This is a genomic window from Pleomorphovibrio marinus, assembly GCF_003347495.1.
Taxonomy (GTDB): domain Bacteria; phylum Bacteroidota; class Bacteroidia; order Cytophagales; family Cyclobacteriaceae; genus Pleomorphovibrio; species Pleomorphovibrio marinus.
On sequence record NZ_QCXY01000001.1, the window covers coordinates 60172 to 73940 of the forward strand.

Below are 13769 nucleotides of genomic sequence, written 5' to 3' on the forward strand. Positions count from 1 at the left end.
GTTAAATATGATAGACTTTCAGGCTTTTACATTGGATAATGGGTTAGAGGTTTTGGTACATGAGGACGAAGGTACTGAAATGGCCGTTTTTAACATGCTCTATAAGGTAGGTTCAAAGAATGAAACACCTGATAAAACGGGGCTTGCTCATTATTTTGAGCACTTGATGTTTGGAGGGTCAAAAAACGTCTCAGACTTCGACAGAGTGGTAGAAAAGGCGGGTGGTGAATGCAATGCATTTACCAATACCGACATTACTAACTACTATATCCAATTACCTGCCATCAATTTGGAAACTGCCTTTTGGGTAGAGTCTGATAGAATGTTGGCTTTAAATCTTAAGGACAGTACTATTGAAACCCAAAGGGAGGTGGTGATAGAAGAATTTAAACAACGGTACCTGAATCAACCCTATGGTGACATTATGCATCATGTCAGGGACCTGGCATTTACCACACACCCTTACCGGTGGCCCACCATTGGGAAGGAAATTGCACATATTGAAAATTTCAATAGCCAAGATATTCGAGAATTCTTCCATTCTTATTATGGCCCAAACAACGCGATTTTGGTGGTTGCGGGAAAAGTGAAGACCGCGGAGATAGAAAAACTTGCCTCAAAATGGTTTGGAGATATTCCTGCAAGACCTATTCCAACACCCTTTGCCACGGTAGAACCCCCGCAATTGGTGAAGAGATCCAAAAAAATCTATGCAGATGTGCCTTCGGATGCCCTGTATAAGGTTTTTCACATCCCTGGCAGATTAATGCCGGGATATTTGGAATGTGACCTGATAACAGACCTGCTGAGCTTTGGGAGATCGGCTCCTTTAGAACAGAAACTGGTAAAAGGCACTGATGTATTCGCCACCTGCCAAGGGTATGTAATGGGAAATGTTGACCCTAACCTTCTAGTTATCTCGGCAAAAATGGAAAGAGGTAGAGAAGCTGAGGAAGCTGAGGAATTATTGAACAAGCTGCTCTTGGACTTTAAATGCCAAGAAGTCCCTCAGCATGCCATTGAGAAAGTAAAGCACCAAGCCGAAGCTATGAAAGCCTACGAGTCCTTACACCTGCTAAACCGGGCAATGAAACTAGCCTATTTTGCTCAATTGGGGAACCCCAACTATTATTGGGAAGAGTCTGACAAAAAATTGGGAATCTCCAGGGATGCGATTCAAACTTCGGCAAATCGTTATTTGGATGAAAATAATGCTTCTACTGTGTATTACAAAGCTGCCTCAGCGTTGGACAAAACTTCCACAAATCAATACCAGGCGTAACCGGATAAGTGAAAATTATGGCAAATATCAGAGTAGGTTTTGGGTATGACGTACATCAACTCAAAGAAGGCCAAGAGTTCTGGCTAGGGGGAATAAAAATCATCCACAATAAGGGTGCAGTAGGCCATTCCGACGCGGATGTGCTTATCCATGTGATCTGCGACGCCCTTCTGGGTGCGGCAAACCTTCGGGATATAGGATACCATTTTTCTGACACAGATCCCCAGTTCAAGGGTATTGACAGCAAGGTTCTTCTTAAAGAGGTTATGGATTTGCTGAAAAAGGAAAACTATGAGGTGGGCAACCTAGATTGCACCGTATGTCTCCAACAACCTAAACTGAACCCTTTGGTTCCGGAAATGAAAAATTGTCTGGCTCAAGTTATGGGAGTGGAGGCATCCCAAATTTCCATCAAGGCCACAACCACAGAAAAACTTGGATTTGTGGGAAGGGAAGAGGGTGTCTCTGCCTATTGTGTTGCTTTAATCACCAGGCTTGAGGAATGAAAGAAAGAGAAACCAAAATCATCCTGACCGAAGATGGCTCCCACTCTGTATATCTTCCAGAAATCAACGAAAGCTATCATTCAACCAACGGTGCTTACAGGGAATCCATCCATGTATTTTTGCTTTATGGGTTAGAGGCCTGGTTCAATAGAAACCAAGGAAAGTTTCCCATCAGAGTTTTTGAAGTGGGCTTTGGCACTGGCCTTAATGCCTGGCTTACCCTAATTTGGTCTGACCAATTCAAGGTGCCTCTACTCTACCACACGTTGGAGCCATTTCCTCTTAACGAGGAGGTTTATAGTCAGTTAAATTATTCCACATTGGACGAAACTCTTACCCATTATCGCCCCTATTTCAAAAGGCTACATCAAATGAGCTGGGAGGAGGGTAAAGCTATAAACGAGTATTTTAATATTAAAAAGGATAAAAAAACATTAGAAGAAGCCAAACTTTATCCAGCTGACATCGTGTTTTTTGATGCGTTTTCCCCTAAAAAACAACCCGAATTATGGGAACCTGAAGCACTGCATAAAGTAGTTGAAAGTATGAACCCAGGGGGAGTATTGGTAACCTATTGTGCCGCCAGTAAGGTAAAGAAGTCCCTAAGTTCCTTAGGGCTTTATCTGGATAAGGTTCCGGGCCCTCCGGGAAAAAAAGAAATGACCCGAGCATGGAAATTGGAATGAGGTAATAAGGCAAAACGAAAATGTCACAATTAGTGAAGAATAAAAATCTTATTAAATCCCTCTATATCCCAGTAATTATCGGAACCGGTGCAGGTCGTGACAAGTGGCGAGCACTAAAAACCAATAATTAAGCCATGAAACCAATAAAATGTGGTATCCTACAAACAATTCTGTGTGGGGCATTCTTTTCGCTATTATCCTGCAGCTCAGCACCTGAAAAACAATCCAAGGAAAAGGACCTGGAAAAAGAGACTCCTCGGGAGACTTCCCAACCCGAACATGGAGAAATCTGGGAATATGTTTCTCCTGAAAAACAAAAACAGACAAGGTTTAGATCAGGTAGAAAAGTTTATGAAGCCTATTTCGACAATAACAACAAGGTTAGCAATAATATATTCCCGGAAATTACTGATGCTTTCCTTCATGAGGATAAATATTATTTGAAAATTGTCCTTCCCTTCCCATTAAAGGGGGAAATCCAATTTGAAAACAATAAAGGCAAACCACTTTATGCAACAGAGATTGATAGTCAGATCATACAACTTTCATTGCATGAGGTGTTGGATTTGGAAGGTTTCAGGTTGAAAATGAATTATTTCCCAGCCCAAAATGACACGATATTGGCTTGGAAAAAAGAGGTAGATCTAAAAATTGTACCGGGATACTAAAAAAAAACCGGCTCCTATTTTGGAACCGGTTTTTTTACGCTTGTCTATAGGGTATCTATGAAGCCTTTGATATCTTCCTTTGCTTTTCCCGTCTTTTTTTGGATCCTTCCTATCAACTCATCTTCCTCCCCTTCGGCATAGGATAAATCATCGTCGGTAAGATCACCATAATTTTGCTTTAATTTGCCTTTGACAACATTCCAGTTGCCTTTAAGCTTATCTTTCCATTCACTCATTTGATAATTGGTTTAGGGTTGTTAAAATAAAATATAAAACTAAAGCTCTTGCTTGAGCCCCTGAAGTTGCTGAATTGCAACTTTAATCAATCGCTGTTGTTCTTGAAGCATGTCTTTTATGTAGGCAGGTAGTTGGCTTTTTGCCAGAGCACTTTCATAAACCCTAAGTGCCTGCTTTTCTCCTTCCATGGCATCTGCAATTACATTTTCCTCTGTATTATCGGCCACAAGGGCTTTTGTGGCCAACCAGGTTCTATGAAAAAAACCTTTCACACTTCCTGAAACTTTTAAATCAAGTCCCATTTTTAGGCCTTCATTTTTAAGTTCTTCCTGAAAAAGTTTTCTCTGCTGGGAGAATCTTAAAAAGAGGGTGCTGAATTCACCAATCTTAATTTTTTCGGAAGCAGTTTGGTATCCTTCCTCCCCGTCTTCACATATGGCAAGCACCTCTTCTAATGAATCTTTTATTTTTTCGGTATCCATTGTAGTTGGTTTAATACTTTAAAATATCGAATAGATTAAAAGAAATAATCATGCCAATAATATGGAAATAGCAAGAATAAAATTTTAATATCCTAGAATGAATGGGACTACTGGTATTCTTTCATGTGTTTATAATTGTTTCTTAATGGTCACATAGCCTGCCCCTGCCTGCCCCGAACTCGCTTCGGGGAACTCGTTTCGGGGGAATCTCGCAACGATAATCATCCCAGTGTGTGAGGTGCTCGTCATGCTCGATTTCACTAGCGGAATGATCCTAAACCAATTTTGCTTTTACTAGCTTAAACCAATTGCAGGGCTGGTTTTCCGTCTTATCTATTTGGACAATAAATCGGTTAAAAAATCAGATTCCAAACCATTGATCTGTCAACTTGAAGAAATTCGGCAATTTTATTGGCATCAACCCTGCACCTGCTTCATCAGGTTATTCAAGCTCTCTGCCAAAGTAGGATGGGCGATGGGAAGATCTTTGATCTGTTCATAGGTCACTCCTCCAATCATGGCCATTTGAAGAATGGCCATGACTTCTCCTCCATCCATACTTAAAATAGTGGCTCCAAGGATTTTTCCGTCTTTTGGATCGACCAAAACCTTAAAAAAGCCCTCCTTTTCATCGGCTTCCAAGGTTCTTCCAGCATGCTTCATCCAGAATTTCCCTAATTTATATGGAATTCCTCTGTTCTTTGCCTGTTGTTCATTCAGTCCTATTCTTGCCAGTTGGGGATCAATAAAAATACAGTATGGAACTAGCCTATTCTTATGGGATAGCACACGGTTTTCGTAAACTGCCTGAAACACCAAGTTAGCATCATTATAGGCAATATGGGTAAAAGGAGGGCTGCCAGACACGTCGCCCATGGCATATACGTTTTTAAGACTTGTCCGAAACTGTTCATCTACCTCAATAAAACCTTGATCGGTAAGCACAATACCGGCTTCTTCTGCATTCAACCCCTCAATATTAGGCTTCCTCCCTGTAGCCACTAGGAGGTGGGAACCTTTTAAGGTGACCCCTCTTCCGTCTTGCCTTCCCTTTATGGAAATTTGGCCTTCCTCATTTAAAACCTCCTCTGCTTCAAAATTAAAATAGGTGCTGATCCCTTCCTTTTTAAAAATGGCACTTACTTCTTTACAAACATCTGTGTCCTCTTTACTTACAAGTCTTTCTGCGGAATCCAGAACGCTGACCTCACTTCCAAATCTTCTGAACATTTGGGCGAATTCCAACCCGATATATCCTCCCCCCAAAATCAACAAACTTTTTGGGGTTTCTTCCAAGTCCATTATGGTGGAACTAGTCAAAAAAGGAACTTGGTCCAGCCCTCTAAGGTTGGGGAGTTTGGTTTTGGACCCTGTATTTATAAAAATAGCATCTGTAGAAAGAGACCGTTTAATGCCATCAGCCTGCTGTACAGCCACATGCCCCTGGCCCACTATCGAGCCCTTGCCCATTATTACTGTGATATTCTCTGCCTTATCCAAACCTTTTTGTGCACCTCCCCTAAAAAGATGCACAATATGATTTTTGCGTTGCTTAATTTTTTTTTGATTAATCCTGAAAGCATCGACTTCAATTCCGTAATCTCCTGCCCTTGAGACAGTGTGAGCCACCTTTGCGCAGAAAGCCATTGTCTTAGTCGGGCTGCAGCCATCGTTGATGCAAGTCCCGCCTATGACGCGCTGTTCCACAAGAGCAACCGTGTGCCCCTTACTACTGATTTTATGGGCTAATGGCATCCCTGCCTGTCCAGCTCCAATAATGACCGCATCGAATCTTTCCATTACAGTTACTCCACTTTTACACCCTTCCAAAATGCCACCCTGCCCTTGATATGCTTGGCCGCTTCTTTGGGATCATTGTAAAACCAGGCTGCATTGGGATTTATGTCTTCCCCTACCCTGATGTGATAATAGTTCGCAGTCCCCTTCCAAGGACAGGCGCTGCTGTGTTCCGAAACTTCAAAAAACTCCTTGTTCAAAGATTCATGAGGGAAATAATGGTTGTTTTCTACAATTACCGTATCATCGGTCTCTGCCAGGAGGGTGTTTTTCCAGATTGCTTTCATGGCTTATGAGTTGATTGAACTGAAAGATACGCATTTAAGTCTTGGTTAGCTTGGTTTCTAAGCTAAATTCCTCTAAATGATCAGCAACTCTCTTAACAAACATTCCCCCCAAGGCACCATCCACCACCCTATGGTCATAGGAATGCGAAAGAAACATCTTATGCCTGATTCCAATAACATCTCCTGTGGGTGTCTCTATTACGGCTGGCTTTTTCACGATGGTCCCCACTGCCATGATGGCCACTTGGGGCTGAACAATGATGGGGGTTCCCATAATGTTGCCAAATGAACCCACATTGGACAATGTATAGGTGCCTCCAGTTAACTCATCGGGATCCAATTTATTGTTTCTTGCCCTTTTCGCCACGTCATTGATTTTTTTGGACAACTCATTTAGGGTAAAGTTGTCCGCATTTTTAATTACCGGAACAATCAAGTTCCCGTTAGGAAGTGCCACAGCTATCCCTATGTTTATGGCCTTCTTCTTGATTATTTTTTCCCCATCCACGGCGATGTTAATCATGGGGTATTCCTTAAGTGCCTTTGCTATGGCCTGAACAAAAATGGGGGTGAAGGTAAAACTCTCCCCTTCCTTTTGCTTATATGCCTCTTTTATTTTGTTTCTCCACAACACTATGTTTGTAACGTCCGCTTCCACAAAAGAGCTTACATGGGCAGAAATTCTTTTGGAGTCCAACATTCTCTGGGCTATCACTCTCCTCATCCGGTCCATCTGAATGACTTCATCCTCCCCGCTTACCAAAACCTTCCTAGGTTGTTCTTGCAAAATTGCCCCGCCATCCTTTTTTGAGTTCAAATAGTGAAACATGTCATCTTTTGTGACTCTCCCTTCTCTTCCTGTCCCAGGTATTTGGGCAAGCTCCGTTTTGCTGATTTGCTCCTTTTTGGCAATACTCAAGACCAATGGGGAATAAAACCGGGCATCTTCCACGTCCTCGCTTTTTTGCGCCAAGCTGGTTCTAGAACTGGGTTGAACCAAGGAGGCAGTATTTGGGGGGGCAGCTTCCATGATGTCTGCCATTTTATCGTCATTCGTTGTCTGCTCATCCGCAGCAGCATTTTCGTCACTGGTTTCAATCAAAGCAATAGGAGCCCCTACCTCAGCTACCTCCCCCTCCTTCACCAGAATTTTTTTTAAAACACCTCCGTGCAATGCAGGAACTTCTGTGTCCACTTTATCCGTGGCCACTTCCAGAACCGACTCATCTTGGGCGATTTCCTCACCCTCTTTCTTCAACCAGGTGAGTATAGTGCCTTCGAAAATGCTTTCTCCCATTTTGGGCATGATCATTTCTACTACTGCCATAGGTGTTATTATTTGGGCTTAGCGATAAAGTTAAAATTAAATTTTAAATACAACATCGCAAAACCTATGTTTCAAAATCTTTAATCGAAATCCCCCAAAATACACTTTCTCAATAAGTTAAGAGCCGATACTGCTGTGAGATGAATATTAACGGCTCTGTCCTGGGTGAGTTTCAGGTGTTTCGTTTCCACTCCGCTTTTATGGGCACATGCGATCCAAACCGTACCCACCGGCTTGTCAGGTGTACCTCCCTCTGGCCCTGCTATGCCACTACTGGACAACCCGTAGTCTACACGAAACTTTTCTTTGACGCAAGCAGCCATTTCCATTACCGTGGCTTCACTTACAGCACCGTGCTCCTGAAGTGTTTCACCTCCTACCCCTAGCACTTTTTCCTTTATTTCATTATGATAGGGTATCATCCCTCCCCTGAAATAGGCACTCGACCCTGAAATACTGGTAATGAGGTGGGCAATATACCCACCCGAGCAACTTTCTGCAAGTGCCATGCTCTCCCCTTTTTGGGATAACAGGTGACCAACCACACTATGAAGCTGATCCTGGTTATATCCATAAATATACTTCCCAATTTTCGGAAGTAATTTATCCAGGTGAATATCCACCTCATTTTCAGCTTCTTCAAAAGTATTGCCAATGGCCGTAAGCCGGAGCTTCACTTCTCCCAATGAGGGCAGGTAGGCCAATCTCACATGATCCGGTAAGGACTCTTCCCATTCCTTAATTAAATCAGAAAGCCAGCTTTCCCCAATTCCAACGGTTTTCACCAGCTTATGATAGATCACGGGAAGGTCAAACATTTGTTTAATTTTTGGCAATACATAACCGTTCATCAACCCCTTCATCTCATGTGGAACACCGGGCATGGACATCCAGACTTTTCCGTTTTCCTCAAACCACATCCCAGGAGCAGTACCTAACTTGTTGGGCACATATTGACATTTTGTGGGGAGATGGGCCTGTAGCCTATTGGTAGGGGTGAGTTCTCTTCCCCTCTTTTCAAAAAGCTGCCTGACCGCTTCCAGGGCCTCTGGTACCAAGGCAAGTTCACAACCGAAGTATTCCGCAAGAAGCGGTTTGGTAAGGTCATCGTGAGTAGGCCCTAAACCTCCTGTGATCAAAATGATATCGGCAGCCTTCTCCGCCTCCACAAAAGCATGAAGCATGGCTTCCCTATTATCTCCTACTGTGGTCCTTCTCACCACTTTTACGCCAATTTTGTCCAACTCCTGACTGATCCATAGGCTGTTGGTATCCTGAATTTGGCCATAAAGAAGTTCATCCCCTATGGCTAATATCTCCGCATTTACTAGTTTTATCATGTAGCTTTTGAAGTTGGCACGTCTAATTTAATAAAAATTAGAATTAATCTAGCTGTTTTTGCAGGGGTCGAGGCCTATCCGTTTCAATAACCTGTTTATTTGCTTTGACCAAGTCTTGCTTTTCCGGATGGGTCCACCAAGCTGAGCGTAAATAAAATCCTTGTGTTTGGTATTGATAAAACTATACGTCAATTGTCTATCCCTGGCTGAAACTCCCTTTCTTCTTGACCCTTTTCTGATCCGGTAATAAAACCCCGTAATGGGCAATTGGACTACTTCCCCTTCTTCTTTGAGCATGGATATCCAAAATTCCCAATCCTCAAATCCCCAAGTCATCTCTTCCGAAAATCCGCCCACCTTTTCCCAATCCTTCTTTCTAAACAAGGCCGAGACAAATATCATGTTTCCTTCTGCCAAGGCTGCCCTGCTAAATGGTTTTAGCTTCCACTCCCCTTCCACAGCCCCAAATTTCCTCGCCTTGCAATATACTACCTTTACATTTTGATCCTTTTCCACCACATCTACTGCCTGCTTTATGTATTCCTCAGAGATCAAATCATCGCCATCCAGCGGCAAAATATACTTTCCCTTTGCCTTCCTTATACCATGATTTCTTGCTGCTGAAGGCCCTGCATTTTGTTGCGAATAATAGGAGACCTTCACATGCCTAGCGGAAAGATCCATTGCCAGTTCTTTAGAATCATCTGTGGAACCATCATCCACTATCACTATTTCCAGATGAGGGTAAGTGGAGCCAAGTGCCGATTCAACCGTTTCCCTCAGGTAGCGGGATTGGTTATAGCTGGGGATAACAACACTGACTATGGGGTCTTTCATATGTTTATAATTTCTTTTCAGCGGTCATATAGCTTGCCCCTGCCTGCCCCGAACTCGCTTCGGGGAACTCGATTCGGGGGAATCTCGCAGTCTATAATCATCCCAGTATGTGACGTGCTCGTCATGCCTGGCTGCCGTCCAGGCAGGCTCGATTTCATTTGTCTATCTTATTCGGCTTCAAATAAAACACAATTTGCGGCTTTCCTAAAACCAAAGTTCAAGAAAAGTCCGTTCTTCAGTTAAAACTAAAATTTATTTATTTGTACTATTTCAATATTTATATTACAATTCTAAAGTAGGTCTTTTATTGGAGGTTTAGGGAATTTTTTCGAAAATAAAAAATCATTGACCTAAAATTTAACATAAGATACCTAATAATATTATCAAATTTAAAATAAAACATTGTTCTATTTTCCTATTCCTTAAAACTTAAAACAATAATTCCAATAAAATTAAAATTTATAGATTTGCTCTCCCTTAACCAAAAAAAACAAAATTTTTCAAATTCCGCTTCTTAATTTTAAAAACTAATCGTAAGCTGAAAATCCTGTTTGTAATTATTTCTTTAATTTATCTAAAATTTTGTAGATAAACTTTTTGTTTTCTAATCAAAAATATTCGTACATTTGTCATGGGTGATTAAGCAACTTTTTCTACTACTAATTTTTAGTATTCAATCAGATGGAGGTACTACTTAAATTATTTTTATTAGCCTCCTTCCCCTTGAACCTTTTCCTACTCTTATGAAGAACACTACCTATGCTTTTCTCGTTTGCTTAGAATACATAGGTTGTTTAACTAGAAGATGCTTCATGAGACTATTTTTTCTAATTCCTATAATGCTTTTTGTGTTTACGACGCATGCCCAGGAGGAAGGTACAGACTCCGATTCTGAAGAGTCCCCCTACTTTATCGGTTACCATGACCAGTTAATCGGGAGGTATTATTTTTCCAGAAAATTCACCAATATTCGACTAAGGGACAGGGAGGGGAATTACAACCTACTCTATGAGCCTAACAGCACCCTCAACACGGGTTTGGGAGCTACTTATAAAAACATCACCCTCAACCTGGCCTTTGGGTTTGGCTTGTTAAATCCCGATAGAGGAACTGGGGAGAGTAGGTATTTGGATCTGCAGGCGCATATTTATCCGAAAAAAATGGTTATCGACTTTTTTGGTCAGCTTTATGACGGTTATTATTTCAGTCAGCCGGAAGGGATTAACGCCAGTGATGGCCCTTATTACGTATTGCCCAATATGCGGGTGAGAAAGGTGGGTGCCTCCATACAATTTCTGGGGCAACCGGAAAGGATATCCCTAAGAGCAGCCTTCCAACAAAACGAAAGGCAAATTAAATCCGGATCAAGCCCTTTTCTTGGTTTTGAAATTTATGGGGGCATGGCGGCTAATAAAGATGGGCTTGTCCCAGTGCCACTTGTTCAGGAGCCGGCGCAGAGCCTGCAATCCCTAAGGTTCTTTGAGTTTGGTCCAAATGCAGGCTACGCAAGCACCTTCGTCTTTAAAAAATATTATTTTATCACTGCCTCGCTCTCCAGCACATTGGCTGTCGGTTATAACGAATTCATGATTGACCATAGTATTAATAGTTCTTGGGGCTTAAATCCCAACTTTTTTGCAAGGTTGTTTGGGGGATACAACAACGACAGGTGGTCTCTGAACGCAAATATCGTATATGCCATGGTCAATTTACCGCAAAATCAAGGTATCAATGCCTCAATCCTTACCGGTAATTACCGATTAAATTTCATTTATAGGTTCGACACGGGAGAAAGGCTGCAAAGAAGATTGAGGATCATCGATAAGCTAAAGGATGAAATCAGCTTTTAAAAAAGTACGCCCCTATTAAATCTAGGAATTCGCTCAACAGGAATAGAAAACCTATAGCAAAATTCAATAAAAAGTGGCTAATTTTAACTTCCCAATTCCCAATTACAATTAAGAACTTATCCACTATGTCTATGTATCGATTTATCTTTCTTTGCCTATTATCTATATTCACTTTTTCTGTGCATGCCCAAAAAAAAGGAGTAAACAAACAAGATTACATCGATATTGATAAAGTCAACCCCTGGTATTGGCATTATCAGGGAAAAACCTTGCTTCTCTTGGGAGGAACCTGGCAAGACAACCTATTTAACCACCCCCAAGGCCTGGAAGACCATTTGGATGTTCTGGCCGAGGCAGGTGGCAACTACCTGAGAAACACCATGAGCCACAGAAATGTGGGAAATGTGTTTGCTTATAAAAAGGGGGATGACGGTAAATTTGACCTAGATCAATTCAATGAGGAATATTGGGAGCGATTCGAAAATTTTCTGCGACTTACCCATGAAAGGGGCTTGGTGGTTCAGTTGGAAATTTGGGACCCATGGGATATGTACGAAGATCACCAGTCATTCGGAGGTTGGTCCCACCACCCATACAATCCCAAAAACAACAGCAACTATTCCGCAGAGTCTTCCGGTATGCCAGAGGAAATCAACTACCCTCCTACTGGAAAGCCTTCAGAGCATCCCTTTTTTAAAACCATTCCCGAGTTAGGTGACAACACCCTGCTTTTGGCCTATCAAAAAGCCTACATGGATAAACTATTGGAACACACATTGGCCTATCCCAATATCCTGTATTGTGTGCACAATGAAATCGGGGAAAAAGTGGAGTTTGGGGACTATTGGGCAGACTATATCTGGACAAAAGCAGCAAAAGAGGAGGTAAAAATTCACGTGACCGATATGCGCAGATCCGAAGATGTAAGAAGTGAAGACCATGCACACATCAAAAACAACCCAGAGAGATATTCTTTTTTAGATATCTCACAAAATAATGCTTACGCCGGATTAGGCCAGCAACATTATGAAAACATCCTCTATATAAAATCCCAAATCAGTGATTACCCTAGACCGGTAAACAACAACAAAAACTATGGGGCTGCCAGACATGGAGAAGAGGAATCTGTGGCACGTATGGGAAGAATAGTGTTTGCAGGTTCCGCAAGTGCCCGGTTTCATAGACCCCACCCCTTGGAAGACCCATCTGCCATGTATGAAAAAAGTGATTATGGGCTGGGATTAAGCCCTAGAGCGCAAAAAGTGATTAAATCACTTCGATTGGCTACCGATGAGCTGGATTTAAACCAAACCCATCCAAGAAATGACCTTTTAAAAGACCCTAAACCAAATTCCGCCTATCTCTTGGCCAATACCGGAATAGCCTACGCATGTTATTTCCCAGTCCCAGGAGAAGCAACCCTCTTACTGGAGAAGGAAGAACTTAAAAACACCCTTACCTACCAATGGATAAACCTTGATGATGCAGAATGGTCAAAAAATGGAACCATTTCCCTGGACGAAAAGACAACCTTCAAGACTCCAGATGACAGAAACCATTGGATCCTCGTGCTAACCAGTAAATAACAAAACCAATATTTGTCCTATTAATGTAGAGTTATTCCATTTCTCTTCTTATTATATACTTTGCTTTAACCAGCTGGTTCTTAACGGTGTTCTTTGAGATCATTAGGATATCCGCAATTTCATTGTAAGATTTCTTTTCGAAATAATTCATCTCCAGAATCTGCCTGCGTTTTGGAGATAAGGATTTCACCACATCCTCCAATCTGCTGAGATTGGCCTCCTTTTGCTCTGGACATTCTTCCTGATGCCCTTTTAGCCTTTCCCAAAACCGCTCCTTCAAGCAATTGTTCCTGTTTAGAGCCTTGAGATAATCAAAAATCTCGTTCTTTACCGCTGTGAATACATAAGAATTGAAATTGCGCCCAGGATCAATGTTTTTTCTTTTTTTGAGCAACTTCATAAATACCTCATGATAAATGTTCTCAGCTTCCTGTTCATCCTTGATAATGGAAACACTGAACCTGATCACAGGTACCCGGTAATACTGATAAACTTTTTCGAATGCCTTGTTACTACCCATTCGAAAATCTTCCAATAATTTTTTGTCTGGCTGTTCCATATCTTTGGGTATTTATTCAAATCTTATAATTGACTGTTCGTATTCATCATTGAAGGATCTGGTCTGGCCATCAATTACGAGTTCAATATCCACCATTTCACACATAAAATCTGCGCAAAACACGTATATTAATCTTCATTTTACGAAAATTTGGAATTTATAGCCTCTTAAAAATGAACAACTTATCTACTTATTCTTAAAAAAATATCCCTGCCTTAATATATAATGCAAGGATTTTTCCCAAAGGTTATCTATTTGTTAACAAATAAAAACAAAGTTAAAAAAAACAAAAACTTACATTTTGTAGTTACTAGCAATTATAAAA

14 protein-coding genes are annotated in these 13769 nt (G+C 41.5%); 6 read left to right on the plus strand and 8 right to left on the minus strand.

Annotated features, from left to right (window positions below; genetic code table 11):
- Nucleotides 1-7 precede the first annotated feature (7 nt).
- The 4 genes from DB520_RS00215 to DB520_RS00230 all read left to right on the plus strand — a co-directional run bounded on the left by DB520_RS00215 (nucleotide 8) and on the right by DB520_RS00230 (nucleotide 3142).
- Nucleotides 8-1282: a M16 family metallopeptidase gene (locus DB520_RS00215; protein ID WP_114747674.1), complete on the plus strand. Its 1275-nt coding sequence runs from the start codon at nucleotides 8-10 to the stop codon at nucleotides 1280-1282.
- Between the two features lie 17 nt (nucleotides 1283-1299).
- Entirely contained in the window at nucleotides 1300-1788 is a 489-nt protein-coding gene (gene ispF / locus DB520_RS00220; protein ID WP_114747675.1) for a 2-C-methyl-D-erythritol 2,4-cyclodiphosphate synthase, read from the plus strand.
- Nucleotides 1785-2474, plus strand: a complete 690-nt coding sequence (gene mnmD, locus DB520_RS00225; RefSeq protein WP_114747676.1) for a tRNA (5-methylaminomethyl-2-thiouridine)(34)-methyltransferase MnmD — start codon at nucleotides 1785-1787, stop codon at nucleotides 2472-2474. Before ispF ends, mnmD begins: the two co-directional genes overlap by 4 nt.
- Before the next feature lie 134 nt (nucleotides 2475-2608).
- The gene (locus DB520_RS00230) at nucleotides 2609-3142 is read left to right on the plus strand and encodes a hypothetical protein (protein ID WP_114747677.1); all 534 of its coding nucleotides are present in this window, start codon (nucleotides 2609-2611) and stop codon (nucleotides 3140-3142) included.
- A 44-nt stretch (nucleotides 3143-3186) separates the two neighbouring features.
- On the opposite strand, the gene DB520_RS00235 is transcribed toward DB520_RS00230, so the two are convergent.
- The 7 genes from DB520_RS00235 to DB520_RS00265 all read right to left on the minus strand — a co-directional run bounded on the left by DB520_RS00235 (nucleotide 3187) and on the right by DB520_RS00265 (nucleotide 9449).
- The gene (locus DB520_RS00235; RefSeq protein ID WP_114747678.1) at nucleotides 3187-3378 is read right to left on the minus strand and encodes a CsbD family protein; all 192 of its coding nucleotides are present in this window, start codon (nucleotides 3376-3378) and stop codon (nucleotides 3187-3189) included.
- 39 nt (nucleotides 3379-3417) lie between these two features.
- Nucleotides 3418-3861 carry a ferritin-like domain-containing protein gene (locus DB520_RS00240; RefSeq protein WP_114747679.1) on the minus strand — a complete coding sequence of 148 codons (444 nt, stop codon included), beginning with the start codon at nucleotides 3859-3861 and terminating at the stop codon, nucleotides 3418-3420.
- Between the two features lie 417 nt (nucleotides 3862-4278).
- On the minus strand, nucleotides 4279-5661 hold the full coding sequence (locus DB520_RS00245; protein WP_114747680.1) for a mercuric reductase: 1383 nt from the start codon (nucleotides 5659-5661) through the stop codon (nucleotides 4279-4281).
- Nucleotides 5662-5666: 5 nt separating this feature from the next.
- Nucleotides 5667-5945: a DUF427 domain-containing protein gene (locus DB520_RS00250; protein WP_114747681.1), complete on the minus strand. Its 279-nt coding sequence runs from the start codon at nucleotides 5943-5945 to the stop codon at nucleotides 5667-5669.
- A 34-nt stretch (nucleotides 5946-5979) separates the two neighbouring features.
- The gene (locus DB520_RS00255; RefSeq protein WP_114747682.1) at nucleotides 5980-7272 is read right to left on the minus strand and encodes a dihydrolipoamide acetyltransferase family protein; all 1293 of its coding nucleotides are present in this window, start codon (nucleotides 7270-7272) and stop codon (nucleotides 5980-5982) included.
- 80 nt (nucleotides 7273-7352) lie between these two features.
- A complete protein-coding gene (locus tag DB520_RS00260) occupies nucleotides 7353-8612 on the minus strand; it encodes a competence/damage-inducible protein A (protein ID WP_114747683.1) in 1260 nt (419 codons plus the stop codon).
- Nucleotides 8613-8660: 48 nt separating this feature from the next.
- Complete coding sequence (locus tag DB520_RS00265) at nucleotides 8661-9449, minus strand: glycosyltransferase family 2 protein (protein WP_114747684.1); 789 nt, start codon at nucleotides 9447-9449, stop codon at nucleotides 8661-8663.
- 812 nt (nucleotides 9450-10261) lie between these two features.
- Between DB520_RS00265 and DB520_RS00270 the strand changes: the two genes are divergently transcribed.
- Nucleotides 10262-11299, plus strand: coding sequence for a DUF4421 domain-containing protein (locus DB520_RS00270; protein WP_157971879.1), 1038 nt, complete (start codon nucleotides 10262-10264; stop codon nucleotides 11297-11299).
- 131 nt (nucleotides 11300-11430) lie between these two features.
- Nucleotides 11431-12885 carry a hypothetical protein gene (locus DB520_RS00280; RefSeq protein ID WP_198675203.1) on the plus strand — a complete coding sequence of 485 codons (1455 nt, stop codon included), beginning with the start codon at nucleotides 11431-11433 and terminating at the stop codon, nucleotides 12883-12885.
- A 31-nt stretch (nucleotides 12886-12916) separates the two neighbouring features.
- On the opposite strand, the gene DB520_RS00285 is transcribed toward DB520_RS00280, so the two are convergent.
- Complete coding sequence (locus tag DB520_RS00285; RefSeq protein ID WP_114747688.1) at nucleotides 12917-13444, minus strand: RNA polymerase sigma factor; 528 nt, start codon at nucleotides 13442-13444, stop codon at nucleotides 12917-12919.
- Nucleotides 13445-13769 lie beyond the last annotated feature (325 nt).